Source organism: Plantactinospora sp. DSM 117369, from assembly GCF_053764795.1.
Genome location: NZ_CM132446.1, coordinates 4,807,149 through 4,829,158 on the forward strand (window position 1 = coordinate 4,807,149; position 22,010 = coordinate 4,829,158).

The following is a 22,010-nucleotide window of genomic DNA, read 5'->3' on the forward strand; positions in this document are numbered from 1 at the left end:
CCGTCGTCCTCACAGCCCCGCGCACGGCTGGTCGCCCACGGCGCAGCTCGTCGGCCGCTTCTGGGCCAGCGCGCCGGCGCGCTCCACGTCGAACCGGATCGTCGCCGAGCTGTTGGCGGCGAGCGGGGCGCCGGTGAAGGTGACCTGCTGCTCCTCCTGCCGGTAGCTCTCCGCTCCGGTGACGCTCGCCACCTGGGCACCGCCGGCCAGGGTGATCACCACCGTCCACCGGGTCGCGGTCGCCGCGCCGTCGTTGGCCACCACCACCTCGCCCTGATAGCCGAGGAGCCGGCTCGACAGCGTGCTGTACTGGGCGGTCAACCTCGGCTGGCCCGGCCTGGTCGGGTTGGCGGTGGCAGCCGGGGACGTCCGGCGAGGCGTCGCCCCGGGCTGGGCCGTCCGGCTGGGCTGGACCGGGGTGACACCGCTGGCCGGGGTCCGGGCGACCGGAGGGGTCGTACCCGGTGGCGTGCTCGGCGCGGCGCTGGCGACGGTGGCCGCCGCTCCGGGCGGCGAGTCGTCGCCGCGGCCGCGGGCCAGGCCGGCGACCACGACCACCGCGCCCACCGCCAGGGCCAGCACCGCCAGCCCGGCGCCGAGCCGGCGCCGTGACCGCCGTGCCGGCCCGGCCCGCCCGGCCGGCACGGCACTGATGATCTGGGTCGGCCCGGGGAGGTCCACCTCGCGGAAGGCCAACCAGTCGAGTACGGCGGGCAGCCGGGTGTCGAGTAGCCCCTGGTAGCACTCCTCGCGCCCGGCCGGGTCGGCGGGCAGCCAGGGCTCCTCCTCGCCGCTCTGCACGACGGTCAGCCGGCAGCCCTCCGCAGTGGGTGTCAGCTCGCACTCCAACCGGGTCGGCTGGCCCTCCTCCGGCCAGCGCAGCACCATCCGGTGTGGCCGGTCGACCTCGATCAGCTCGATGACGATCAGCTCGTCGAGTTCGGGCAGGTCCACGGGGCGCAGCTCGAACCGGCTGATCGAGGTGGGTCGTGGTTCGATCGAGGCGAACCACTTCGGCAGCAGCTCGCGGTCGGTGAGGGCCCGCCAGACCCGCTCCGGGGGATGGCGCAGCTCGACGGTGGTCCGGATTTCGGTCACGGCGAGACTGTACGTCCATCGGTCACCGCGGATGTCCCGGCCCCGGCCGACCGACGTCGGAGCCGGTACCCGACCGCCGCCCCAGACGACCCCGCCCGGGGTCACCGGATCGGGGTGGTTGGCCGATTCCCGGAAGAGAACCCTCTGCCGTAATTAGTATGATTTGCGTGAAAAACAAGGGACTGCGGACCCTGTTGTCGGTCGGCGCCGCGCTCGCCGTCATCTACTTCGGCCGCACGGGGGAGGAGGAAGGCAGGGTCACCAACACCGTCCTGCTGCTGGCGGTCGCGGCCGGACTGACCGTGTGGTATCTGACCAGACCCACCTCCGGCAAGCCGGTGAGCTGACCGCCAGAACATCGCCTGCGGGGTGGGCCGGTCAGCGGGCGGCGGCCGCCCTGGTCAGCTCGCCGATCGACTGCTGACCGAGCGAAACCCGGACCAGCGCGGAGGCCAGCCGCGGGAAGTCGGCGCCGCCGACCAGTCTGGCCAGCTTGTCCGGTGTGGACGGCAGACCCAGCCGGCCGGCCGCGTTCACCGCCCGGCGATCGGCGTACGGGCGGACGTCCGGCCAGACCGCCTGCGCCTCCCGGAGGAAGATGTCCGCCCCGGTCGGCCCGATTCCGGGAAACCGGGTCAGTTCGCGGCGCAGCGCGTTCGGGTCACTACCGGCCTCCCGGTGCAACCGGCGCAGGTCGCCGTTCCAGCGCTCCAGGCACAGCCGTGCCGCGTTGCCCAGCATCGTCGCGGTCCGCTCGTCGTAGCGGCGGTAGTGCCCCCGGCCCAGCGCGTCCACCCGGTCCTGCCAGCTCAGCGCGTCCGTGCCCTGCGGGGTACGGCAGCCGGCGGCGAAGAGTTCGCGGGCGGCGGCGACCGCCACACCCGCCCGGATCCGGGTGCTGAGCAGCGTGGTCAGCACCAACAGCTGGTAGAGCGGGCCGGGCCGGTCGGCCAGCCGGATGCCCGCCTCCTCGGCGTACGTGCGGCCCTGCCGGTCCAGCAGCACCCGCACCATTGCGCGGTCACGGTTCATTCCGTCCGGTTACCCGCGCAGCGGGTCCACGCACCGGCGCGGCCGACCGAATGGTGCCACCCGCACCGGGTAACCCCACGTCGGGTACCCGGGTGTCCGTGCCGAGCTCGGCGCACGGGCCGTTGCGAACCCCCGGGGCACCCCGCCGGACGGCGACCACCGCCGGCCGGCGCCCACCATCGAGGGAGTACGACGGCGGAAGGGGACGGCGATGACGAACGTGCAGCAGCCGGAGATGCGCCGCAACGAACTGAACCCGACGGTGCAGGACAGCAAGGGTCCGCGGCCGGGTGACCCGACCCGGGTCCGGGGCGGCGACGGCCGGCGGATCCCGCCCGAGCAGGTCTCTCCGTACGGCCCCTCTGTCCGGCCCGTTGCCGAGGATCCCGACCGGAAGGCCGCGGGCCGCAGCGAGGCGCGCCGGGTCGAGTGACCCGGACGGCGGGGCACCGGGTGCGGGATCCCGCGCGTCGGCATCACCCGGTCCGCGGCCGTCATCGGCGGCACCGGGTGTGCCGTAGCCGCCCGAGCGTCGCGACGGCGGCCACCCCGTACACCAGGTGCGGCACGATCTCGGAGAGCCAGTCCGTCCGGCTCCACCGGCGTGGATCGGTGCTGCCCAGGACCGTCAACGCGCCGTCCGACGCCAGCATCACGCCGGCGCCGAAGAGCCCGGCCGCCACCGGTCCGGGAAGACGGCGCAGCCCGATAACGGTGAGCGCGGCCCCGCAGAGTACGCCGGTCGCGTAGCCGAGCAGGGGCCCGAGGCCCGAGCGGCGGTTCGCCGCCCGGTCCTCGGGCCCCAGACCGATGTGCAGCATCTCGGCCAGCCGCTGGGCGCTCTCCTCCGGAACGATGCTGGCCGGTCGGGCCCGCAGGGTCATGTCGAGGTAGGTGACCACGTTCAACGCCACACTGCCGACCGCACCGGCGATCACCCCGTCCACCGCGTCGGTGACCGGGCCACCCGTCGCCGGCCCGTCCAGCAGGCCGGCGACGACGCGTTTCCCGGTCACTTCGGCTCGCCCGGGCCGCGCTCACCCTTCGGGCCGAGCCCTCGCTCGCCCCGGACGAAACCCCGCCGCCCGCGATCCTCCTGGAGGTACCGGTTCGCGGTGTCGTCGGCCTTGCCGTCGTTGGTCCGGCGGCCGGAGTCGTCGATCCGCTTGCGCAGCCGCGCACGCTCCACGTCGTACGCGTTGCTGCCCGGTCGTGGTCCTGGCATGGGGTGCCTCCCGTCGTGTCGGCGCCGTCCCGGCTGGTCTACCCGCCCGGGTCCGGCCCATTCACGGAGCGTGACGCACCGGGGGCCGCCCGGCGCCCGCGTAATCTCGCAAGTCGCGGTCCGGGATGGGCCGGCGCGGGTGATCGGACATATGGGACGATCGACGGATGGTGCCAGGTTGCCCGGTAACCGCGCGGGAGCACCGCAGGGGAGTCGTTGCCGGCCAACGGAGCAGGCGGAACGGGTACGGGTGAGCGGGTCATGCGTGACGTGCTGGACGAACTGGACCGGTGGTGGCGGGCGGGCGAGCCGGTCGGAATGGCGACGGTCGTCGCGACCTGGCGTTCCGCGCCCAGGCAGGCCGGCGCCACCATGCTGGTCGGCCCGGACGGGGCGGCGGTCGGCAGCGTCTCCGGCGGCTGCGTCGAGGGCGCGGTCTACGAGCTGACCCGGCAGGTGACCGCCACCGGCCGGCCGGCGCTGCAACGCTACGGCGTGACCGACGACGACGCGTTCGCGGTGGGCCTGACCTGCGGCGGCCTCCTGGACGTCTACATCGAACGGGTCGACCCGGCCGGGTTCGGCGAGTTCGCCGAGGTGGCGGCCTCGATCCGGGCCGGTGCGCCGGTCGCGGTGGTGACCTGCGTGTCGGCCGGCGAGTCCGATCCGGCCGGGCGGCTCGGCCGCCGGCTGGTGGTCTGGCCGGACCGCACCGCCGGCTCGCTCGGCACCGACCGGCTGGACGCGGCGGCCACCGACGACAGTCGGGGCCTGCTCGCCACCGGCCGGACCGGCACGCTCGGGTACGGCTACCACGGCCAACGGCGTGGCGACGACCTGCTGCTCTTCGTCGCGGCGTACGCCGCCCCGCCCCGCATGATCGTGTTCGGCGCGATCGACTTCGCCGCCGCGCTGGCCCGGATCGGTGCGTTCCTCGGCTACCGGGTCACGGTCTGTGACGCCCGGCCGGTCTTCGCCACCTCCCGCCGGCTGCCGGACGCGCACGAGGTGGTGGTCGACTGGCCGCACCGCTACCTGCGGGCCGAGGCGGAGGCCGGCCGGCTGGACGGGCGGACCGTGGTCTGCGTACTGACCCACGATCCGAAGTTCGACGTGCCGGTGCTGGAGGTGGCGCTGCGGCTGCCGCTCGGCTACGTCGGCGCGATGGGCTCCCGGCGGACCCACGACGACCGGGTGGCCCGGCTGCGGGCGGCCGGTCTCTCCCCCGAGGAACTGGGGCGGCTCTCCTCTCCGCTCGGGCTGGACCTGGGCGCGCGTACCCCGGAGGAGACCGCGGTGAGCATCGCCGCCGAGGTGGTCGCCGGCCGCTGGGGTGGTACCGGAAGCCCGCTGTCGGTGCTGTCCGGCCGGATCCACCACGAGGCGCCCGCAGCCGACGAGGCCGCCCCGGTCGGCTGATTCCGGCCGGGCCAGGCGCCAGAGCGGGGGAGGGACGGCGCGGCGACCCCGTCCGCGCGCCGGTCGACGGATCGCGGATATCCGCCAAGGGACAGGTCTAGCGGTAAACGTCGATCCTCTGGTAAGAATTCCTTCAATCTCTCCCGCCGTCATCAAAGAAACCTTCAACCCCCGTTCACCTGGAGGTCCACGTGACCGGCAACCCCCTGTCCCGCCGCGACGTCGTACGCGGCGCGGTCTTCCTCGGTGTCGGCGCCGCGACCGGCGGTCTGGCGATCGCCGGCGCGCCACCGGCGCTGGCCGCGCCCGACGAGGTCGACGCGCTCGCGGTTCCCGTCCCCACCATCGCCAGCTGCGCCACCTGGGGGGCCCGGTCGCCGGGCTCGCTCAGCGTGATCTCGTCTTCGCCGGACAAGATCGTGATCCACCACACCGCCGGCTCGAACACCACCAACTACACCCAGGCGCACGCGTACGCGATGGCCCGCAGCATCCAGAACTTCCACATGGACGGCAACGGCTGGTCCGACTCGGGACAGCACTTCACCATCAGCCGTGGCGGCTACATCATGGAGGGCCGGCACAACAGCCTGTCCCGGCTGCGCGCCGGCAGCGGCATGGTGGTCGGCGCGCACTGCCCGGGCCAGAACGACAAGGGCATCGGGATCGAGAACGAGGGCACCTACACCAGCGCCACCCCGACCGCCGCGCTCTACGACAGCCTGGTGCAGTTCTGCGCGTACGTCTGCGACCAGTACGGCATCGCCGCGTCCCGGATCTACGGCCACCGGGACTACGTGGCCACCGCCTGCCCCGGCAACGTGCTCTACGGCATGCTCCCGCAACTGCGCGCCGACGTCGCCGACGCGCTCGACGGGGGCACCACCCCACCGCCGGCCTTCAGCGCGATCGTCGACAACACCACCAGCGGCCGGTTCACCGCCAGCGCCAACTGGCTCACCTCGTCGTACTCCACCGAGCGGTACGGCGCGGACTACCGGTACGCCGACCCGGCCGCGATCAGCGACGTGGCGTACTACAAGGTGAACATCCCGGCCGAGGGGACGTACCGGATCGACGCCTGGTACCCGGGCATCGCCGGCTACAACACCGCCACCCCGTACATCGTGCTGGCCAAGAGCGGCAACCAGACGGTGGTGGTGGACCAGAGCACCGGCGGCGGGACGTGGCGTTCGCTGGGCACCTTCACGCTGACCGCCGGCGACAAGAACGTGGTCGGGGTGAGTCGGTGGAGCGGCGCCACGGGATACGTGATCGCCGACGCCGTACGGGTCACCCGGGTCTGACCCGTACCGACTCCGTCGCCGATACCCGCCGGAACGCATCAACGGCGTGCCGACGGGTATCGGCGTACCGGAGGGCGGCTAAGGGGGTGGGGGAGTGCGGTACGACGAGTTCGTCGCCAAGGTGCGCGACCGTGGCGAGTACGCCGATTCGGCGGAGGCGGAACGGGTGACCCACCTGGTGCTCGGCATCCTCGCCCAGCGGCTGCACCCGGACGAGGCGGAGGATCTGGCCGCCCAGTTGCCCGGCCCGCTGGCCGCGACCCTGATCTCGGCCGGGCAGGGTACCGCGGGTGCGTTCGGTGCACGGGAGTTCCTGGGCCGGGTCGCCACCGGGGCGGGAGCGACCGCGCGGACCGCCGAGTGGGACGCCAGCGCGGTGCTGTGCACCGTGGCCGAGGCCATCTCCGGCGGTGAGCTCAACGACGTGCTGACCCAGCTGCCGTCCGGGTACGCCGTACTGTTCGGCCGGGCCGGCCTGAGCGGCTGAGCAGCCGATCCACCTTCGCACCGTCCTTGATCCCGCCTGGCCACGCCTGATCGTCGCCGTCCGGCCCGTTCGGGCGGCTCCAGCACCCGAGCTAGCATCCTAGGATGCCTTACGCGGCGTGCCCCGGCTCACACCGCACGACAGAAACAGAAGACACCGGACACGGACGGCCGCGCCAAAATCGGGCCGGATATAGTGGCACGGCAATTGAGCAGCCACGGGAGCCGAATGCGCCGTAACCGGGGCTGCGTCAGGTGCCGTCACTCGTCCGGAATGCGTCAGCCGTTCCCGGGCGAGAGGTCGGTCGGAGCGCGCACCGGTTTCTGGACCGTCCTCCGCCATCGTGCGGACGCCGGGCCGTGGCGCAGAGGGAGGTTCGGTGTCGCGTCGGCCGGCGCGGGCGGATGACGCCCAGCCAACCGGTGACGCCACCGCCGGGCCTGCTGGCTCGACGGGGCGGATCCTCACCGTCCCCAACCTGATCAGTTTCGTCCGGCTGCTCGGCGTACCGCTCTTCCTCTACCTCTTCCTGGTCGCCGAGGCGGACGCGGCCGCCGTGGTCGTCCTCGCCGTCGGTGGCCTGAGTGACTGGGTGGACGGCTTCGTCGCCCGGCGACTGCGCCAGGTCAGCCGGCTCGGCGAGCTGCTCGACCCGGTCGCCGACCGGCTCTACATCCTGGCCACCCTGGTCGCGCTGACCGTCCGCGAGGTGGTGCCGTGGCAGTTCACTATCGCGCTGCTGGCCCGGGACGTCGTGATGACCGCCAATCTGGGCGTGCTGCGCCACTTCGGCTTCCGCCCGCCGCCGGTGCACTATCTGGGCAAGACGGCGACGTTCGTACTACTGGCCGCTTTTCCGGTACTGCTGCTCGCGGCTACGGTGCCCGGGGCGGCTACCGCTGCCGGCGCGATCGGCTGGGGGCTGGCACTGTGGGGACTGGTCCTGTATTGGCTGGCCGGCGGGCTCTACCTGATCCAGGCGGTCCGGCTGATCCGGGCGGCACGGGCGGAGGTGGGATGACCGGGCAGGGCAAGCGGACGTACGCGGCCGATTTCCTCACCGAGCTCTTCCAGAACCCGCTCGACCCCGGTTACGCCGATGCGGCCGCGCGGCGCCGGCGTGCGGTGCCGGCCACCGGGTGGCGGCGGTCGATGCCCCGGGCGGTGACCCTGGTGACCCTGGTCGTGCTGGGGCTGCTGCTCGCGATGGCCTACCGCCAGACGGTGGCGGCGGAGCCGAGTCGCAGCAAGGCGCGGGCCGGCCTGGTGACCCAGATCAAGCAGCGGGAGGCTGAGAATGCCGCGCTGACCGAGCGGGCCGACCGGCTGCGTGCCGAGGTGCTCCGGCAGCGGGACGCGGCGCTGTCCGGCAGCGCGGCGGCGAACCTGCGGAATCTGGAGGCGGCCACCGGGCTGGGCCGGGTGCGCGGTGACGGTCTGGTGGTGCGGGTCGCGGACGCGCCCGAGGAGCCGGACGCGGTCACGGGTGCCGGTGCGACGAATCTCGGCCGGGTACTCGACCGTGACCTCCAGGACATCGCGAACGCGCTGTGGAGTGGCGGGGCGGAGGCGGTCTCGATCAACGGGCAGCGGCTGACCGCCACCTCGACGATCCGGGCGGCGGGTGGCGCGATTCTGGTCGACTTCAAGCCGGTGATCGGCCCGTACGAGGTGTCCGCGATCGGTCCCGGTCAGCTGGAGCGCCGGTTCCGGGACAGCGCGGCGGCGCGGTTGCTGGACAGCGTCTCCGAGGAGCACGGGATGTCGTTCGAGTTCCGTAGGGTCGACGATCTGACTCTGCCGGCCGCGACGGAGCCGCGGCTGCGCTATGCCACACCCTCGCCCGAGCCCACCCCGACGCCGTCCGGGTCGTCGGCGGGTGGCGGGGGGTCCCCGAGTCCGCATGGAGGCGGCCGATGATCGCTGTGCTCGCGTTGCTCGCCGGGGTGTTGCTCGGCGTCTGGCTGGATCCGACGGTTCCGTCGGCGCTCCAGCCGTACCTGCCGATCGCCGTGGTGGCGGCCTTGGACGCGGTGTTCGGCGGGGTGCGGGCCAAGCTCGACGGCATCTTCGACGACAAGCAGTTTGTGATCTCGTTCATCTCGAACGTGCTGGTCGCCGGGCTCATCGTCTACCTGGGTGACCAGCTCGGCGTCGGTGGGCAGTTGTCCACCGGTGTCGTGGTGGTGCTCGGTGTCCGGATCTTCGGCAACGTGGCGGCTATTCGCCGGCACCTGTTCCGGGCGTAGGTTCGACGGCGATGGCGGGAGCGAGCGAGCAGAACAGTCCGGACGAGGCGGCCAGGGGCCCGGTACCGGATGGTTCGCCGGCGGACCGGACGCCGGGTACGCCGGGGTCGCCGGACGGCGCCGCCGCGGAGCGGCCGGCCACGCCGGGGCCGGCCGGTGACGGGGACCCAGGCGCCGACCGGAGTACGGTCTCGGCGGACGGCGGGCCCACGGTGCGGCTGTCGACCGACGACGGGCCGACCGTGCCGTTGCCGGGGGACGACGAGACAGTGCCGATCCCGCCGCCGGAGCCGCCGGAGCCGGTCGGGCCGGCGTCGGCGGTTCGCCGGCTGCTGCCCCGGCTGACCGCGGCGAACGCGATGATCGGGGTGCTGCTGGCGCTGCTGGGGTTCACCCTGGCGGTGCAGTTGCGGACCAACTCCACGGACGCGTCGCTGGAGACGACCCGCCAGGAGGACCTGGTGCGGATCCTGTCGGACCTGGACGCGCAGGAGGAGCGGGTCCGGCAGGACATCGCGGCGCTGGAGGAGAGCCAGCGGCAGTTGAACTCCGGTGCCGAGGGGCGGCAGGCGGCGTTGGACGAGGCGACCCGGCGGGCCGACGAGTTGGGCATCCTGGCGGGGACGTTGCCGGCCCGGGGGCCGGGGTTGACGGTCAGTTTCATGCCGGTGAGTAAGCCGATCGCGGCGTCGCGGGTGTTGGACGCGGTGCAGGAGCTGCGGGGCGCGGGGGCGGAGGCGATGCAGATCTCCGGCGGTGACGGTGCCACGGTGCGGATCATCGCGTCGACGTACTTCCTCGACGCGGACGGCGGTATCTCGGTGAGTGGACGGCGGTTGACCGGACCGTACATGATCTCGGTGATCGGCGATCCGAAGACGATGCAAACCGCACTGAACATCCCGGGCGGGGTGGTGGCATCGGTCAGCGGGGACGGCGGTAACGTGGCGATCCAGGAGCGGGAGGTGGTCGACGTGACGGCCCTCAGCCCGCCGAAGGATCTGCAACATGCGCGTCCGGTCTCCTGACCGGGCGCGGTCGGGACGGCGACTCGGCGTCCCGGTATTGGCTGGTGCGATGAAGAAGGACGCGTCTGGTGATTCCTGAGGACCTGCGGTACACCGCCGAGCACGAGTGGGTGGCTGGCGACGGCAGCGGACCGGTGCGGGTGGGCATCACCCACTTCGCGCAGGACGCGCTGGGCGACATCGTTTATGTCCAGCTTCCCGACGAGGGTGCGACGGTGCAGGCCGGCGAATCGTTCGGTGAGGTCGAGTCGACCAAGAGCGTCTCGGAGATCTACGCCCCGTTGACCGGTACGGTGGTGGCGCGGAACGAGCAGCTCACGGATACTCCTGAGGTGATCAACACCGACCCGTACGGCTCGGGTTGGCTGGTCGAGATCGCGCCCAGTGACGCGTCGGCGGTGGCTGGTTTGTTGACCGCCGAGGCTTATCGGGAGCTGACCGAGAGCTGATCGTGGTGACGCCGTCGCGTGGTTGTGTCCGCGCGTCTGGTTGCCCTGTATTTCGGCGCTGGCTAGGCTCGCCCAGTCGACCGAGAACCAATAGTTGCGCGTTGCGGAAATGCCTTCCCGGGCACGGGGGAGCCAGCCGCTGGGCCCCGAGGGCGCCCGGCGGCCAGACCCGTAACACCCGACGCCGACCGAACAGATCCGTGAGGTGGTCCCAATGACGCGCCCAGACGACGAGTTCCCCCCACTCGACGTCACATCGACGCTGAACCTTGGTTCTCTCGACGAGATGTTGGAGGGGCCCGAGACCGACGTTGTGCCGAGCCGGATGTCAGGTTCGCTGCCTCCGGGTATGGCGTTGCTGGTGGTTCGGCGTGGTCCGAATGCCGGCGCCCGGTTCCTGCTGGATCACGATGTGACGACGAGTGGCCGGCATCCGGACAGTGACATCTTCCTGGACGACGTCACGGTGTCCCGGCGGCACGCCGAGTTCCACCGGGACGGTGGCACGTTCACCGTCCGGGACGTGGGCAGCCTGAACGGGACGTACGTGAACCGGGAGCGGGTCGAGGCAGCGACGCTGAGTAACGGCGACGAGGTCCAGGTCGGGAAGTTCCGGCTGGTCTTCATCGCTGGTCCGCGTCCGGAGGAGGGGGCCGTCCGGGGGTGAGCGAGAGTGCGGCGGCGGCTGTTCCCGGGCCGGGGACGGCCGCTCGGGGCCAGCCACCGAACCTTTTTCCACCTGAACTGCGCGGCGCGCACCCCTCGACTTCCACCCGCGGCCACGACGGACCGCAGGGGGAGGTCGACAAGGGTTCACTGATGAGTATCGGTGAGGTGCTGGCGCAGCTTCGGGTGGAGTTTCCCGACACGACGATCTCCAAGCTGCGCTTTCTTGAGTCCGAGGGTCTGGTCGAGCCGCAACGCACGCCGGCGGGTTACCGCAAGTACAGCTGGGACGACGTGGCGCGGTTGAGGTTCGTGTTGACCGCGCAGCGTGACCAGTACCTGCCGTTGCGGGTGATTCGGGAGCAGCTCGCGGAGGCGGCTCGGGACGGGTTGTCGGGGCCGGAGCGGCATCGGCCGTCGCTGGTGGCGGTGGGGCCGGACGGCGAGGTGCCGGGTCGGGAGCCGGCTGCCCCGGTCGGCGAGTCGTCGGAGACCCGGCTGGACCGGACCGAATTGCTGTCCCGCAGTGGGCTCGGTGAGGCGTTGCTGGCCGAGTTGGAGCGGATGGGTCTGGTGGTGTCGCAGCCGCCCGGCTGGTACGACGCGGATGCGCTGGTGATCGCGCAGGCGGTGGCGGGGTTGGCGGCGTACGGGTTGGAGCCGCGGCATCTGCGCGGCTACCGGACGGCGGCGGATCGCGAGGTGGGGTTGTTCGCCCAGTTGGTGGCGCCGTTGGCCCGGCAGAACGATCCGGCGGCCCGGGCGCGGGCGGCGGAGGCGGCGCGGGAGTTGGTTGGCCTGTCGCAGCGGCTGCACGCGGCGCTGGTCCGGGTGGGGCTGCGCGGGACGTTGGGCCGGTGACCTCCCAGGGCGGCGGATGTGCCGCCCTGGGGTGGTTGTCCGGCGGGTTGCTGGGTGTGGCCTGGCGCACTCGGCCGGCAGGAAAGATCTGCGGCGGTGGGCGTGGCGTACGCTTCCCGGGGTAACCCGTGCGGTGCGGCGGTTGCGGGCAGCACGGGTGGGGCGGTGTTATCCGAGCCCGTGTACCGTGCAGGGAAGGGGCATACCGGCCCCTGCGGCGGGTAGCATCGGCCGCCGCAGGACGGTGGTGGGGAAGAGACGACGGCGACACGGAGGCGGCGGTGCGCGAGCTGAGCGTGGTCGGGGTTCGGGTGGAGCTACCCACCAACCAGCCGATCGTCCTGCTCAGAGAGGTCGAGGGCGACCGTTATCTGCCGATCTGGATCGGTGCGGTGGAGGCTACCGCGATCGCCTACGAGCAGCAGGGGGTCAAGCCGGCCCGGCCGCTGACCCACGATCTGCTGCGGGACATCCTCTCCGCGTTGCAGGCGCCGCTGCGGGCGGTGGAGATCGTGGAGTTGAAGGAGAACGTCTTCTACGCCGATCTGCTGATCGGGGACGGTCTGCGGGTGTCGGCCCGGCCGTCGGACTCGATCGCGTTGGCGTTGCGGGTGGGTGCGCCGATCCGCTGTGCGGAGCAGGTGCTCACCGAGGCCGGGATCATCATCCCGGACGAGCAGGAGGACGAGGTGGAGAAGTTCCGGGAGTTCCTGGAGCAGGTCCGCCCGGAGGACTTCGCCGGTTGACCGCGGCTCCGTGGGGCGGCCTGGCCGGTGGTCGTGGTGCTGCCGGTCGGGTAACGATTGATTCGTCCTGGGGTAACCCTGCGGTGATCCCCGTGTGCGGCGTGTCGCGGCATTTCCTGCGGGGTAACCCTCCAGCCGGGCTATAGGGTTGGGCCTGTCGAGGGGTGCACGTCGGCGGAAACGACGTGTCACCGCACGGGCGGGGAGGTTGTCCGATGCATGAGCCACAGGACCCTGATCCGGGTAGGTCGAATCCCCAGGGTATGGATCAGCGGCACGTCGACGGGCCTCGTGAGGTGGCGGAGGATCACTCGGCTGGCGGGGCGTCGGTGGAGGACGGTTCGGTCGGCTATCGGGGTGTGACGGCGTGCCACGCCGTCGGGATCAGCTACCGGCAGTTGGACTACTGGGCGCGTACGGCGCTGGTGGTGCCGAGCGTGCGGGACGCCTCGGGGTCGGGAACCCAGCGGCTCTACTCGTTCCGCGATCTGGTGGTGCTGAAGGTGGTGAAGCGGCTGCTGGACGCGGGGGTCTCGTTGCAGAACATCCGGCGGGCGATCGACGCGCTGCGCTCGCGCGGGGTGGCGGACTTGGCCGGTATCACGCTGATCTCGGATGGCACGACGGTCTACGAGTGCCGATCTCCGGAGGAGGTCGTCGACCTGTTGCAGGGTGGGCAGGGGGTGTTCGGGATCGCCATTGGTGGGGCGTTCAAGGAGGTCCAGGGCTCGCTGTCGCATCTGCCGGCGGAGCCTGCCGGGGAGCCGCCGCTGGCGGGGGAGACGCCGGAGCCGGTCGCGGTGGAGGCCGGCGACGAGTTGGCGGCCCGCCGGGCCCGGCGGCGCGCGGGCTGACCCGGCCCATCCGGGCCGGGGTTGTCGAGGTGTACCGGCCCAGCGCCGGGAGGCTGCGTGGCTCGGGGCGCCGCCACCCGCCCCCTTGATCGTTATCGCATACTTGGCGTATGTCGTCTACTTTGTCGCCGGAGTCGTCCGGCTCCGACCGTCCGCGTCGGGTCGCCCGGCGCCGCTGGCGTCGCCGGATCATGCTCGGGGCTCTGGTGGGCCTGCTGCTGTTGCCGGTGTCGGTGGTCGGCAGCGTGGTCTGGGTGCGGCAGTCGGCGCGGGAGCACGTGTATGCGCTGGCCGACGTTCCGGCGGCGCCGGTCGCCCTGGTGCTGGGTGCCCGGGTGTATCCGGACGGCACCCCGGCGCCGTTCCTGGCCGCCCGGCTGGGGCTGGCGAAGGAGCTGCTGGCGGCGGGCAAGGTCCGGGCGATCCTGGTTTCCGGCGACCACCGGAGCTGGGCGTACGACGAGCCGGGTGCGATGAGTCGCTGGTTGGTGGAGCGGGGCGTGCCGGCCCGGTTGGTGGTGCAGGACCATGCCGGGTTCGACACCTACGACTCGTGTTCGCGGGCTCGTCGGGTCTTCGGTGTCGATCGGACCATTGTGGTCACCCAGAGCTTCCACATCGAGCGGGCGGTCACGGTGTGCCGGCGGGTCGGTCTGGACGCGGTCGGTGTCGGCGACGAGTCGGTACGCCGGTTCGAGCGGGCCTGGCGGTGGGGCGGGTTCCGGGAGCACTTCGCGGCGGTGAAGGCGGTCTACGACGTGCTCAGCGGACGGGATCCGGTGTTCCTGGGCCCGGCTGAGTCGGGGGTCCGCGACGCGTTGGCCGGCTGACGGTGCGGGCGGTGGAGTGTGTCGTCGCGTACCGTGACCGGGGTGGCCGGCGCGGCGTCCAATGGGGATGATGGTCCGGATCGGATCGAGCTCGATGATTGCCGAGCCGGTTGGGTATGGATGACACCGATTCGGGTTGGATGACACAGAACGGGTGGGCGCGGTAGTGTCCCCACCCAGTGTCACCCGTCGGCCGTCCGCCCGGCGGCCGGCACTGTTGGTGTTTCGACCCCACACGCCGCGCGATCCCCCTCGCGCCGGAAGGAAGACCGTGACGGATCCACATGACAGCGCCGTGTCGTCCCCCGCGGACGGCGCCGCGACCACCGGTAACGGTGCAGCAGCCCGCGTGACGCACTACGAGCGGATCGGCGGGGCGGAGTCGGTCAAGGCGGCCGTGCGGCTGTTCTACGACCGGGTGCTCGCCGACCCGGAGCTGGCCGGCTATTTCACCTCGGTGAACATGGAGGAGCAGCGGCGGCACATGGTGCTGATGCTGACCGTGGTGCTCGGCGGGCCGAACAACTACGCCGGCCGGGGACTGACCGAGGCGCACCAGCCGCTGAACATCCCGGACGAGCACTACGCCCGGGTCGGTGTGCACCTGATCGACACCCTGACCGGGCTCGGCGTGCCGGACGACATCCTGGACGACGTGCGGGCGACGCTGGGTTCGGTACGCGACCAGGTGGTGGCGAGCGGCACCTCCGCGGGCGTCTGACCGTGGACGTCGCTCGTCTCAAGCAGAGCTGGCACCTGGTCGCCGGACATGGCGACCAGGTGCCGCTCTACTTCTACTCGACCCTGTTCCTGGCCCATCCCGACGTCCGGCAGATGTTTCCGACGAACATGGCCGGCCAGCGGGACCGGCTGGTCACCGCGCTGGGTCACATCGTCTCCAACGTGGACCAGGTGGACCAGCTCGTCGGTTTCCTGCAGTCTCTCGGCGCCGACCACCGCAAGTTCGCGGTCCGGCCGGAGCACTATCCGGCGGTCGGGGAGGCGCTGCTGGCGACCCTGGCGCACTTCCTTGGCGAGCACTGGACCGAGGATCTGGCGAAGGACTGGACGGCGGCGTACGGGCTGGTCGCGAAGGTGATGACCGACGGCGCGACGGCGGCGGAGAACGTCAGCCCGCCGTGGTGGGTCGGCGAGGTCGTCGCGCATGAGCCGCGGACGTTCGACATCGCGGTGCTGACGCTGCGCCCGCAATATCTGCTGCCGTTCGAGGCGGGCCAGTCGATCGGGGTGTCCAGCCCGGCGACCCGGGCGTGGCGGTACTACTCGCCGGGGAACGCGCCCCGCACCGACGGCACGATCGAGCTGCACGTGCGGGCAGCGCCGGGTGGGGCGGTGAGTTCCCGGCTGGTGTACGGGACCAGCGTCGGTGACCAGGTGCATCTGGCGTCCCCGGTGGGGGAGCGGCTGACGTTGCGCCAGGCGTCCGGCGGTGGGGACCTGCTGCTGCTGGCCAACGGCACCGGCTGGGCGCCGTTGAAGGCGCTGGTGGAGCAGGTGGCGGCCGAGGGCGGCGGTCGGCGGGTCGACGCGTACGTCGGGGCCCGGTCCCGTACCGAGTTCTACGACGTCGACGCGACCGAGAAGCTGGTGGCGTCGTACCCATGGTTGCGGGTGACGTATGTGGTCAACGCCGACCCGTCACGGCCCGGAGAGTTCGTCCAGGTGGTGGACCGCGCCCTCGCCGACGGCGACTGGCGCAACCGGCACGTCTTCGTCTGCGGGTCCGATCCGATGGTGTCGGGCGCGGTCACCGGACTGGCGCAGGCGGGTTACCACGCCGGGCAGCTGCACTACGAGGCGCTGGGTGGGCAGTGGTATTCGCCCGGGCGGCGGATCGGCGAGGTGCAGGAGCATAGGCCGGCAGACGGAGGTACGCAGTGAGCGCCAGCCCGATCAGCGAGTACGACCGCGCGACGGCGCTGTCGGGTCCGAGTCCTCGGGTGCGGATGACCGCGGATCGGGTCCGGCGGTGGGAGTTCAACACGTCGTCGTTCACCAGGCGCGGCTACGACGACCGGGATGTCGACCGGTTCCGGCACCAGGTGGCCGACGAGTTGGACCTGTTGGCGACCCAGTTGGCGGATCTGCGGGCGGAGAACCAGCGGCTGCACGACCATGTGGAGCTGCACCGGCACGGGGTGCTGCCGAGTGCCAGCAACCGGCCGCAGTTGCCGGGGGCGAAGGAGGTCAACCTGCTCTCGGCGGCGCAGCGGGAGGCCGAGCAGATCATCGCCCAGGCGCACGACTACGCCCGCCGGGTCGCCGAGTACGCCCGGGTGCAGTACGAGAACTATCTGCGGGCGGCGGCCGAGGATGCCCGCAACGAGGCGGAGCGGGCGGTGCAGGACTACCGGGCGTCGGCCGGGTCGAGTTTCGACGACACGGTGGCGACCCGGGAGGCGCTGCGTATCTTCGGCGAGATGATGATCTCGCACATGCAGGCGGCGGCCCGGCATCTCGACGACGGCAGTGAGCATCTGGCCCGCACCATGGACCGGATCGTCCGGGAGGCGGGTGCGGGGATCGGCAGTGCGACGCCGCCGGGTGTCGCCCGGCCGGCGCTGTCGCCGCGTCCGGAGCAGCCGCGGCAGATGTAGGGTGCCGGCCCTGGCCCGGTCCGTCGGCGTGACCGGGTGGGCGGCCGTCATCTGCGTGCCGGCGGCTGTGGGGGCCGCCGGCCGAGGTGCCATCGGTCCGGAGTGTTCCGCTGTCGTAGGGGTCGGGTGCGGGAACGGTGACGTACCGCCGGCCGGTCCGGCCCGGCCCGCGCCGGCCACACTTCGAGGCCACCGCGCGCGCCGAGCTGCGGCCCCGACCTGCCGAATCCTGCTGGCCCCGGATCTACCCCCCGTTGCGGCAGGCAGATCGACTCGCCGGTGACCGCCGACCCGGGTATAGGCTCGGCCGGATGCGGGGGAACACGTTGAAGGATCGGATGCGGCGGGGCGAGCCGGTGCGCGGAGTGTGGTTGGCGTTGCCCAGCGTGGAATCCGCCCGGCTGATGGCACGGATGCCGGCGGACTGGCTGGTTGTCGACGTCGAGCACGCCCCGGTGGGTGCGGAGACGATGACCCGGATGGTGGCGACGATCGCCGACGCCCGCGGCCCGGCACCGCTGGTACGGCTGGCGAGCCCGGGTGTGGAGAACGTCAAACGGGCCCTGGACGCGGGTGCGTGGGGCGTGATCGGCCCGATGGTCAACACTCGCGCCGAGGCGGAGGCGTTTGTGGCGGCGGCGAAGTTCCCGCCGGTCGGGCAGCGCAGCTTCGGCAGCGCCTGGGCAGGGCTCGCCTTCGATGTGGCCGCGCCGGACTACCTGCGTATCGCCAACGAGCAGACCATCGCGATGGTGCAGATCGAGAACCGTGCGGCTCTGGATCACCTCGACGCGATCTGCGGTGTGCCGGGACTCGACGGCGTGTTTGTCGGCCCCGTCGACCTTGCGATCTCGCTGGGTCTGGGGCCGGATTCGGATAGCCGCGATCCGGACTTCCGCCAGGCGCTGGACGAGATCCTGCGTGCGGCCAGGGCGGCCGGGCTGCCGGCAGGAATATATTGCTCGTCACCCGAGGCGGCCGCCGAGCGGCTCGAGCAGGGCTTCGTCATGGTCAACGTCGCCACCGACGTGGCCGTGCTGAGCCAGGGTGTGCGGGACCGGCTTGCCTAGCACCGTCCGTACCAGGGCGGGCAGGTCGGCGGGCGCGATATCCCGCCGCCGTGCCGCGACGTGTCCGTCCGGCCGCAGCAGGTAGCAGGTACCCGGTGGCGACACCTTGTCGGGCGGCATCGTCACGACACCGACGACGTCGACCGGGTCGGGCGAAGAGTACAGGGCGGTGAAGCCGTGCCCCAGTCGTCGGCGTACGTCCGGATCCGCGGGTACCAGCTTGGACCCGAGCGCGGGCGCCCCGCCCCAGTTCCCTACGTCGTCGGCCAGGGACAGCGGCGACGTGGTGTACGTGTACGGCGTGCTCATCCTGCCGCTGTCGACGAGCCGCCGCAATCGCAGTCGCAGGATCACGTTCCGGCGTAGGCGCTGCCAGCGGGTCCGGGGCGCCATGAACCGCATGGTGGCCTCGGTGACCTCCTGGTTGTGCCGCTGCGCCGCCCAGCGTTCGGTCTGGTACGTCTCGAGCAGGTCTGGCCCGGCACGGCCGGTCAGCACATAGGCGAGCTTCCAGCACAGGTTCTCCACGTCGTGGATGGCGCCGTTCATGCCCCGTGCCCCGAACGGCGCGACCAGGTGCGCGGCGTCCCCGAGCAGGAAGACCCGGCCGTGCCGGAGCCGGCGCAGCAGACGCTGGTGGAAGCGGTAGTCGGTCAACCACACCAGCTCATATGGCAGATCCCCGATCAGCGCCCGAATCCGGCGATCCATCGCCTCGGGGGAGCGCTCGTCCTCGACGGCCGCGTCGCCGCTGAGTTGCCAGTCGACGCGCCACACGTCGTCCGGCTGCGGGTGGATGAGGATGTTGTGCCCGGGGTTGGCAGGATGATCGAAGAAGAACCGCGGCTCGGCCGGAAAGGGCAACTTCGCGCGGATGTCGGCGATCAGGAACCGGTCCGGATAGGTCCGGCCCGGGAAGTCGAGTCCGAGCAGTTTGCGGGTGGTGCTGCGGGCGCCGTCGCAGGCCAGCAGGTATCGGCCCCGGATCGACACCGGGCCGGACGGTGTCCGCGCGGTGACGGTGACCCCGTCGGCGTCCTGGTGCAGCCCGACCACGGTGTGCTGCCAGCGCAGGTCGACCAGGGGTGAACGGGCCATCGCCGCCAGCAGTTGGCGTTCGGTCTCGTGTTGCGGCAGGTTGAGGAAGGGCGGTAGTTCTCCGGGCGCCGGTGCGGCTGCGGTCTGGGTCTGCATCTCGTGCTGCCGGAAATAGGTTTTCCGGGTACGCCAGGCGATGCCGCGCGCCAACATCGGCTCGACGCAGCCGAGTTTCTCCCAGACTGCCAGCGCGGTGCGATGAATGGCGATTGCGCGTGATCCCTGCGGCCTCTCGGCGCCCGAGTCGAGCACAATGGACGGAATGGAATAGTGCGCCAGTTCAAGCGCGGCGGTCGCTCCGGTCGGTCCACATCCGACGATGATCACCGGTACTGTTCTGTTGTCCCCCATAGCCGGCAAAGCTAGCTAGCGGAATTCCGCCGTCCCATGGTGTGCTCAAGATCCGACTTGTTCCGCCAGTACCTCCTGTCGGGCGACGGCCCACGGCGCTTACGCACCGCGTCCGACCTTGCGGTCCGTCGGACCGCAAGGGGAGGTCGAAAGGTTCATTCCCCAGGTTCGTATCGCTTAGGTCCGTACCGACCAGCTTCGCGCCAGCCAGGTTCGCGTCGTCCAAGAACGTGCCGAATAGGTTCGCGCCGTAAAGGCTTGCGTCTACCAGGTTCGCGCTGCTCAGCGCCGAACCATTGATTGATAGCAGGGGCCGCCAGATCGGCTCGGTGGAGCCGAGATCGCGGTCCACTGACCGGATGGCACTGGCGGTGCGCTGCCTCCCGGCCGGGGAGGCAGCGCACCGCGGATCAACTGATCAACTGGTACCCGAACTGCACCTCCAGGCCACTGGCGGCGGCCGCGTCGAGGACCCGGACCTGCAGTCGCGGCGCTTCGCCGCTGCCGTCGACGGTGAACGGCGCGACGAGTGCGGTGGTCTGCACGGCGGTGGTCACGCCGACGGCGTTACCGCCCGCGGACTCCCCGTCCGCGTCCAGCCGCACGGCGCAGGCACCGGCGGCGAGTCGGCGCGTCACCTTGACCACCCGGATGCGCTGCCCGGCGAGATAGAGCAGGTTGCCGAAGTCGTACAGCCCGTCGGCCACCGGACCGGCCACCCGGGCCGCCAGCCAACCGTCGATCTGCTCGACCCCCTTGTTGCCGGTGAACCGGGCCTGGCCGGTGGAGGTCCCGGCGAGCAGATACGGGCCGACCAGGTTGCCGCTGAGGTCGTTGTCGGCGACCAGTACGTCACCGGCCCCGTCGACCACGCCGTAGTCCTGCCGGTTGATGCCGTCGGCGAGCGAGCCGACGGCGTTGCCGACGATGACGACCCGGCTGGCGCCGGAGCGGATGTTGATGCCGGCGCCGTGCCGGTAGCCGCTGCCGCCGCCGGCGTACCCGTGCGCGACGGTGACCGGCAGGTCGAACTGGGTGGGGCTGACCACGTCGATCCGCCAGGTGCCGTTGGCCTCGGTGCTGCCGGTCGCGCCGGAGATGGTGATCCGGTCGCCGGTCTCCCAGCCGTGTTCGACGGCGGTGGTGACCCGGGCCCGGCCTTCCGGGCCCGCCGTGATGCCGCTGATCGCGCGGGCGAAGCTGGGATGTGCGGTGCGGCCGTTGTTGCCGATGATGCAGCCGGTGACGGTGACCCGGGTGGCGGCGATGTCGAGGCCGTTGCGCCCGGAGCCCCGGATGACGCATCCGGTGAAGGTGGCCATGCCGGTGAAGCCAGGATTGATCCGGACGTTGTCGTGTTCGTTGTCGGCCGAGATGTAGACGTTGGTGAACTGGGCGTGCGCGCCGGCGTCGAGCAGCACCGGTGTGCCGTGACCGTTCTCGAAGCCGCCGCCCTCGAAGTAGACGAACTTCGGGTAGGACCCGCCGGTGGTGTTCTTCAGCCACAGCCCGTGCCGGCCGAACAGCACCGCGGTCGCGAAGAACTTGATCGACCCGCCGAGGCCGTCGATGACCAGGTTGTCCGTGGTGGTGTTGCCGGAGCCGGCGGCGATGCCGCACTGCACGAACTCCACCGGGTCGGCCCGGGACGTGTTGCCCACCCCGTTGAGCAGGATCACGTACGGGCCGGTGAAGCCGTTCCAGACGCAGTTGCGGAACCGGATGGTGTTGCAGGAGCGCAGGGTCGTACCGGTGTAGCCGTTCTTGAACCGGACGTTGACGAACGACACCATGTAGTTGCGGCCGCCGTCGACCGCCTCGGTGGCGACCAGGCTGCCGCCGGTCAGGCCGTCGCCGCGTACCACGAGGTCGCGCAGCCCGCCGCCGGACACGTTGGTGAGCAGGAACCCGTGCCCGGCGCCGGTGGCGACGACGTACTGGGTGGCGTACTCGTCGTTGTCGGTGGGGCCGGCGCCGGAGAAGGTGACCGGCACGTCGCGTACCCGGATGGTGCGCTCCAGGCGGATCTTGCCGGGACCGGCCTCGATGACGCCGCCCGTGCGCAGCGTGTCGACGGCGGCCTGCACCCGCGCCGAGTCGTCGTCCACCCCTGCTCCGGTGCAGCCGAACCAGGCCAGGTCGAGGCGGGTGGTGTGCGGCCGCTTCCACCGGCCGGTGGCGGTCCCGGCGACGGCGAAGACGGTGCCCCCGTTGTCGGGCTCGGTGCTGTCCGCATCCCAGTGCAGCGGGCCGCCGCCGACGCCGGGCGTGTCGGCGTGGTAGCCGAGCAGGTGCACCTGCTGGCCGTCGGTCTGGCCGGGCGTGCCGCGCAGCTGGTCGACGCTGGCGATGCCGTCGCCGGCGACATGGGACGGCTTCGGCGGCGCGGCGTGTGCGGCGGTGGCGACGGCCTGGCTGCCGGTCAGGGTGAGACCGGCGAAACCGAGGGTGGCCAGGGCGCGGCGGCGGGTACCGGCGAACGGCGTGCCGGTCGGGTCGGGACGGTCGGGCATCTCGGGCCTCCTGTTGTCGGGGTAGCCCCCGGCGCGGCGGACGCGCACCACCGCGCGACCGGCGCCAACGCCGGCCACGGCCGGGGTACGGGTGGGGGACGTGCGGGAG

At 71.8% G+C, this 22,010-nt stretch carries 26 protein-coding genes; 19 read left to right on the forward strand and 7 right to left on the reverse strand.

Annotation, left to right across the window (positions count from 1 at the left end; genetic code table 11):
• Positions 1-9 precede the first annotated feature (9 nt).
• On the reverse strand, positions 10-1,098 hold the full coding sequence (locus tag ACSMXO_RS20840) for an SRPBCC domain-containing protein (protein WP_455419025.1): 1,089 nt from the start codon (positions 1,096-1,098) through the stop codon (positions 10-12).
• A gap of 167 nt (positions 1,099-1,265) precedes the next feature.
• Here ACSMXO_RS20840 and ACSMXO_RS20845 point away from each other — a divergent pair, with 167 nt between their 5' ends.
• On the forward strand, positions 1,266-1,445 hold the full coding sequence (locus ACSMXO_RS20845; RefSeq protein ID WP_455419026.1) for a hypothetical protein: 180 nt from the start codon (positions 1,266-1,268) through the stop codon (positions 1,443-1,445).
• 31 nt (positions 1,446-1,476) lie between these two features.
• Here the strand turns inward: ACSMXO_RS20845 and ACSMXO_RS20850 are convergent, their stop codons facing one another.
• On the reverse strand, positions 1,477-2,130 hold the full coding sequence (locus ACSMXO_RS20850; RefSeq protein WP_455419027.1) for a hypothetical protein: 654 nt from the start codon (positions 2,128-2,130) through the stop codon (positions 1,477-1,479).
• A gap of 211 nt (positions 2,131-2,341) precedes the next feature.
• Here ACSMXO_RS20850 and ACSMXO_RS20855 point away from each other — a divergent pair, with 211 nt between their 5' ends.
• Positions 2,342-2,563, forward strand: coding sequence for a hypothetical protein (locus ACSMXO_RS20855; RefSeq protein WP_455419028.1), 222 nt, complete (start codon positions 2,342-2,344; stop codon positions 2,561-2,563).
• A gap of 61 nt (positions 2,564-2,624) precedes the next feature.
• Here the strand turns inward: ACSMXO_RS20855 and ACSMXO_RS20860 are convergent, their stop codons facing one another.
• Positions 2,625-3,077, reverse strand: coding sequence for a hypothetical protein (locus ACSMXO_RS20860; protein ID WP_455419273.1), 453 nt, complete (start codon positions 3,075-3,077; stop codon positions 2,625-2,627).
• Positions 3,078-3,142: 65 nt separating this feature from the next.
• Positions 3,143-3,355 carry a phosphatidylethanolamine-binding protein gene (locus ACSMXO_RS20865; RefSeq protein WP_346262018.1) on the reverse strand — a complete coding sequence of 71 codons (213 nt, stop codon included), beginning with the start codon at positions 3,353-3,355 and terminating at the stop codon, positions 3,143-3,145.
• 261 nt (positions 3,356-3,616) lie between these two features.
• On the opposite strand from ACSMXO_RS20865, the gene ACSMXO_RS20870 reads away from it, so the two are divergent.
• The 17 genes from ACSMXO_RS20870 (at position 3,617) to ACSMXO_RS20950 (ending at position 17,939) form a co-directional block, all read left to right on the forward strand.
• Positions 3,617-4,774 (forward strand): XdhC family protein, encoded by a 1,158-nt coding sequence (locus ACSMXO_RS20870; protein ID WP_455419029.1) that lies wholly within the window; start codon positions 3,617-3,619, stop codon positions 4,772-4,774.
• Between the two features lie 191 nt (positions 4,775-4,965).
• Positions 4,966-6,081, forward strand: a complete 1,116-nt coding sequence (locus ACSMXO_RS20875) for a golvesin C-terminal-like domain-containing protein (protein ID WP_455419030.1) — start codon at positions 4,966-4,968, stop codon at positions 6,079-6,081.
• 94 nt (positions 6,082-6,175) lie between these two features.
• Positions 6,176-6,568: a DUF2267 domain-containing protein gene (locus tag ACSMXO_RS20880; protein WP_346262021.1), complete on the forward strand. Its 393-nt coding sequence runs from the start codon at positions 6,176-6,178 to the stop codon at positions 6,566-6,568.
• Positions 6,569-6,947: 379 nt separating this feature from the next.
• On the forward strand, positions 6,948-7,589 hold the full coding sequence (locus ACSMXO_RS20885; protein WP_455419031.1) for a CDP-alcohol phosphatidyltransferase family protein: 642 nt from the start codon (positions 6,948-6,950) through the stop codon (positions 7,587-7,589).
• Positions 7,586-8,488 (forward strand): DUF881 domain-containing protein, encoded by a 903-nt coding sequence (locus ACSMXO_RS20890; RefSeq protein ID WP_346262022.1) that lies wholly within the window; start codon positions 7,586-7,588, stop codon positions 8,486-8,488. Before ACSMXO_RS20885 ends, ACSMXO_RS20890 begins: the two co-directional genes overlap by 4 nt.
• Entirely contained in the window at positions 8,485-8,817 is a 333-nt protein-coding gene (locus ACSMXO_RS20895; RefSeq protein WP_203866211.1) for a small basic family protein, read from the forward strand. The genes ACSMXO_RS20890 and ACSMXO_RS20895 overlap by 4 nt, the downstream gene beginning before the upstream one ends.
• Before the next feature lie 11 nt (positions 8,818-8,828).
• Positions 8,829-9,845, forward strand: coding sequence for a DUF881 domain-containing protein (locus tag ACSMXO_RS20900; RefSeq protein WP_455419032.1), 1,017 nt, complete (start codon positions 8,829-8,831; stop codon positions 9,843-9,845).
• Between the two features lie 68 nt (positions 9,846-9,913).
• Complete coding sequence (gcvH, locus tag ACSMXO_RS20905) at positions 9,914-10,294, forward strand: glycine cleavage system protein GcvH (RefSeq protein WP_346262024.1); 381 nt, start codon at positions 9,914-9,916, stop codon at positions 10,292-10,294.
• A 214-nt stretch (positions 10,295-10,508) separates the two neighbouring features.
• On the forward strand, positions 10,509-10,961 hold the full coding sequence (gene odhI, locus ACSMXO_RS20910) for an oxoglutarate dehydrogenase inhibitor Odhl (protein WP_101365931.1): 453 nt from the start codon (positions 10,509-10,511) through the stop codon (positions 10,959-10,961).
• Positions 10,962-11,113: 152 nt separating this feature from the next.
• Complete coding sequence (ftsR, locus tag ACSMXO_RS20915) at positions 11,114-11,821, forward strand: transcriptional regulator FtsR (RefSeq protein WP_346262025.1); 708 nt, start codon at positions 11,114-11,116, stop codon at positions 11,819-11,821.
• Between the two features lie 281 nt (positions 11,822-12,102).
• Positions 12,103-12,567, forward strand: a complete 465-nt coding sequence (locus ACSMXO_RS20920) for a bifunctional nuclease family protein (protein ID WP_318397067.1) — start codon at positions 12,103-12,105, stop codon at positions 12,565-12,567.
• A gap of 215 nt (positions 12,568-12,782) precedes the next feature.
• On the forward strand, positions 12,783-13,421 hold the full coding sequence (locus ACSMXO_RS20925) for a MerR family transcriptional regulator (protein ID WP_455419033.1): 639 nt from the start codon (positions 12,783-12,785) through the stop codon (positions 13,419-13,421).
• Positions 13,422-13,531: 110 nt separating this feature from the next.
• Positions 13,532-14,251 (forward strand): SanA/YdcF family protein, encoded by a 720-nt coding sequence (locus tag ACSMXO_RS20930; RefSeq protein ID WP_346262027.1) that lies wholly within the window; start codon positions 13,532-13,534, stop codon positions 14,249-14,251.
• Positions 14,252-14,600: 349 nt separating this feature from the next.
• Entirely contained in the window at positions 14,601-14,972 is a 372-nt protein-coding gene (locus tag ACSMXO_RS20935; protein ID WP_455419034.1) for a group I truncated hemoglobin, read from the forward strand.
• Between the two features lie 2 nt (positions 14,973-14,974).
• Positions 14,975-16,153 carry a globin domain-containing protein gene (locus tag ACSMXO_RS20940; RefSeq protein ID WP_455419035.1) on the forward strand — a complete coding sequence of 393 codons (1,179 nt, stop codon included), beginning with the start codon at positions 14,975-14,977 and terminating at the stop codon, positions 16,151-16,153.
• On the forward strand, positions 16,150-16,869 hold the full coding sequence (locus ACSMXO_RS20945) for a DivIVA domain-containing protein (protein WP_346262030.1): 720 nt from the start codon (positions 16,150-16,152) through the stop codon (positions 16,867-16,869). Before ACSMXO_RS20940 ends, ACSMXO_RS20945 begins: the two co-directional genes overlap by 4 nt.
• 386 nt (positions 16,870-17,255) lie before the next feature.
• Positions 17,256-17,939, forward strand: a complete 684-nt coding sequence (locus ACSMXO_RS20950; RefSeq protein WP_455419036.1) for an HpcH/HpaI aldolase family protein — start codon at positions 17,256-17,258, stop codon at positions 17,937-17,939.
• Here the strand turns inward: ACSMXO_RS20950 and ACSMXO_RS20955 are convergent.
• From ACSMXO_RS20955 to ACSMXO_RS20965, 3 genes are read right to left on the reverse strand one after another with little or no spacing between them, the layout of a single operon-like run.
• On the reverse strand, positions 17,835-19,388 hold the full coding sequence (locus tag ACSMXO_RS20955; protein WP_455419037.1) for an FAD-dependent monooxygenase: 1,554 nt from the start codon (positions 19,386-19,388) through the stop codon (positions 17,835-17,837). The genes ACSMXO_RS20950 and ACSMXO_RS20955 overlap by 105 nt on opposite strands.
• On the reverse strand, positions 19,318-19,740 hold the full coding sequence (locus ACSMXO_RS20960) for a pentapeptide repeat-containing protein (protein WP_455419038.1): 423 nt from the start codon (positions 19,738-19,740) through the stop codon (positions 19,318-19,320). The genes ACSMXO_RS20955 and ACSMXO_RS20960 overlap by 71 nt, the downstream gene beginning before the upstream one ends.
• Positions 19,741-19,798: 58 nt before the next feature.
• Positions 19,799-21,901, reverse strand: coding sequence for a hypothetical protein (locus ACSMXO_RS20965; protein WP_455419039.1), 2,103 nt, complete (start codon positions 21,899-21,901; stop codon positions 19,799-19,801).
• Between the last annotated feature and the right edge of the window lie 109 nt (positions 21,902-22,010).

Excerpts from the sequence above, each read along its gene's own strand:
- ACSMXO_RS20850 (WP_455419027.1), bottom strand. The coding sequence starts at position 2,130 with ATGAACCGTGACCGCGCAATGGTGCGGGTGCTGCTGGACCGGCAGGGC.
- ACSMXO_RS20930 (WP_346262027.1), top strand. The coding sequence starts at position 13,532 with ATGTCGTCTACTTTGTCGCCGGAGTCGTCCGGCTCCGACCGTCCGCGT.
- ACSMXO_RS20900 (WP_455419032.1), top strand. The coding sequence starts at position 8,829 with ATGGCGGGAGCGAGCGAGCAGAACAGTCCGGACGAGGCGGCCAGGGGC.
- ACSMXO_RS20955 (WP_455419037.1), bottom strand. The coding sequence starts at position 19,388 with ATGGGGGACAACAGAACAGTACCGGTGATCATCGTCGGATGTGGACCG.
- ACSMXO_RS20895 (WP_203866211.1), top strand. The coding sequence starts at position 8,485 with ATGATCGCTGTGCTCGCGTTGCTCGCCGGGGTGTTGCTCGGCGTCTGG.
- ACSMXO_RS20865 (WP_346262018.1), bottom strand. The coding sequence starts at position 3,355 with ATGCCAGGACCACGACCGGGCAGCAACGCGTACGACGTGGAGCGTGCG.
- ACSMXO_RS20890 (WP_346262022.1), top strand. The coding sequence starts at position 7,586 with ATGACCGGGCAGGGCAAGCGGACGTACGCGGCCGATTTCCTCACCGAG.
- ACSMXO_RS20855 (WP_455419028.1), top strand. The coding sequence starts at position 2,342 with ATGACGAACGTGCAGCAGCCGGAGATGCGCCGCAACGAACTGAACCCG.
- ACSMXO_RS20870 (WP_455419029.1), top strand. The coding sequence starts at position 3,617 with ATGCGTGACGTGCTGGACGAACTGGACCGGTGGTGGCGGGCGGGCGAG.
- odhI (WP_101365931.1), top strand. The coding sequence starts at position 10,509 with ATGACGCGCCCAGACGACGAGTTCCCCCCACTCGACGTCACATCGACG.
- ACSMXO_RS20925 (WP_455419033.1), top strand. The coding sequence starts at position 12,783 with ATGCATGAGCCACAGGACCCTGATCCGGGTAGGTCGAATCCCCAGGGT.
- ACSMXO_RS20965 (WP_455419039.1), bottom strand. The coding sequence starts at position 21,901 with ATGCCCGACCGTCCCGACCCGACCGGCACGCCGTTCGCCGGTACCCGC.
- ftsR (WP_346262025.1), top strand. The coding sequence starts at position 11,114 with ATGAGTATCGGTGAGGTGCTGGCGCAGCTTCGGGTGGAGTTTCCCGAC.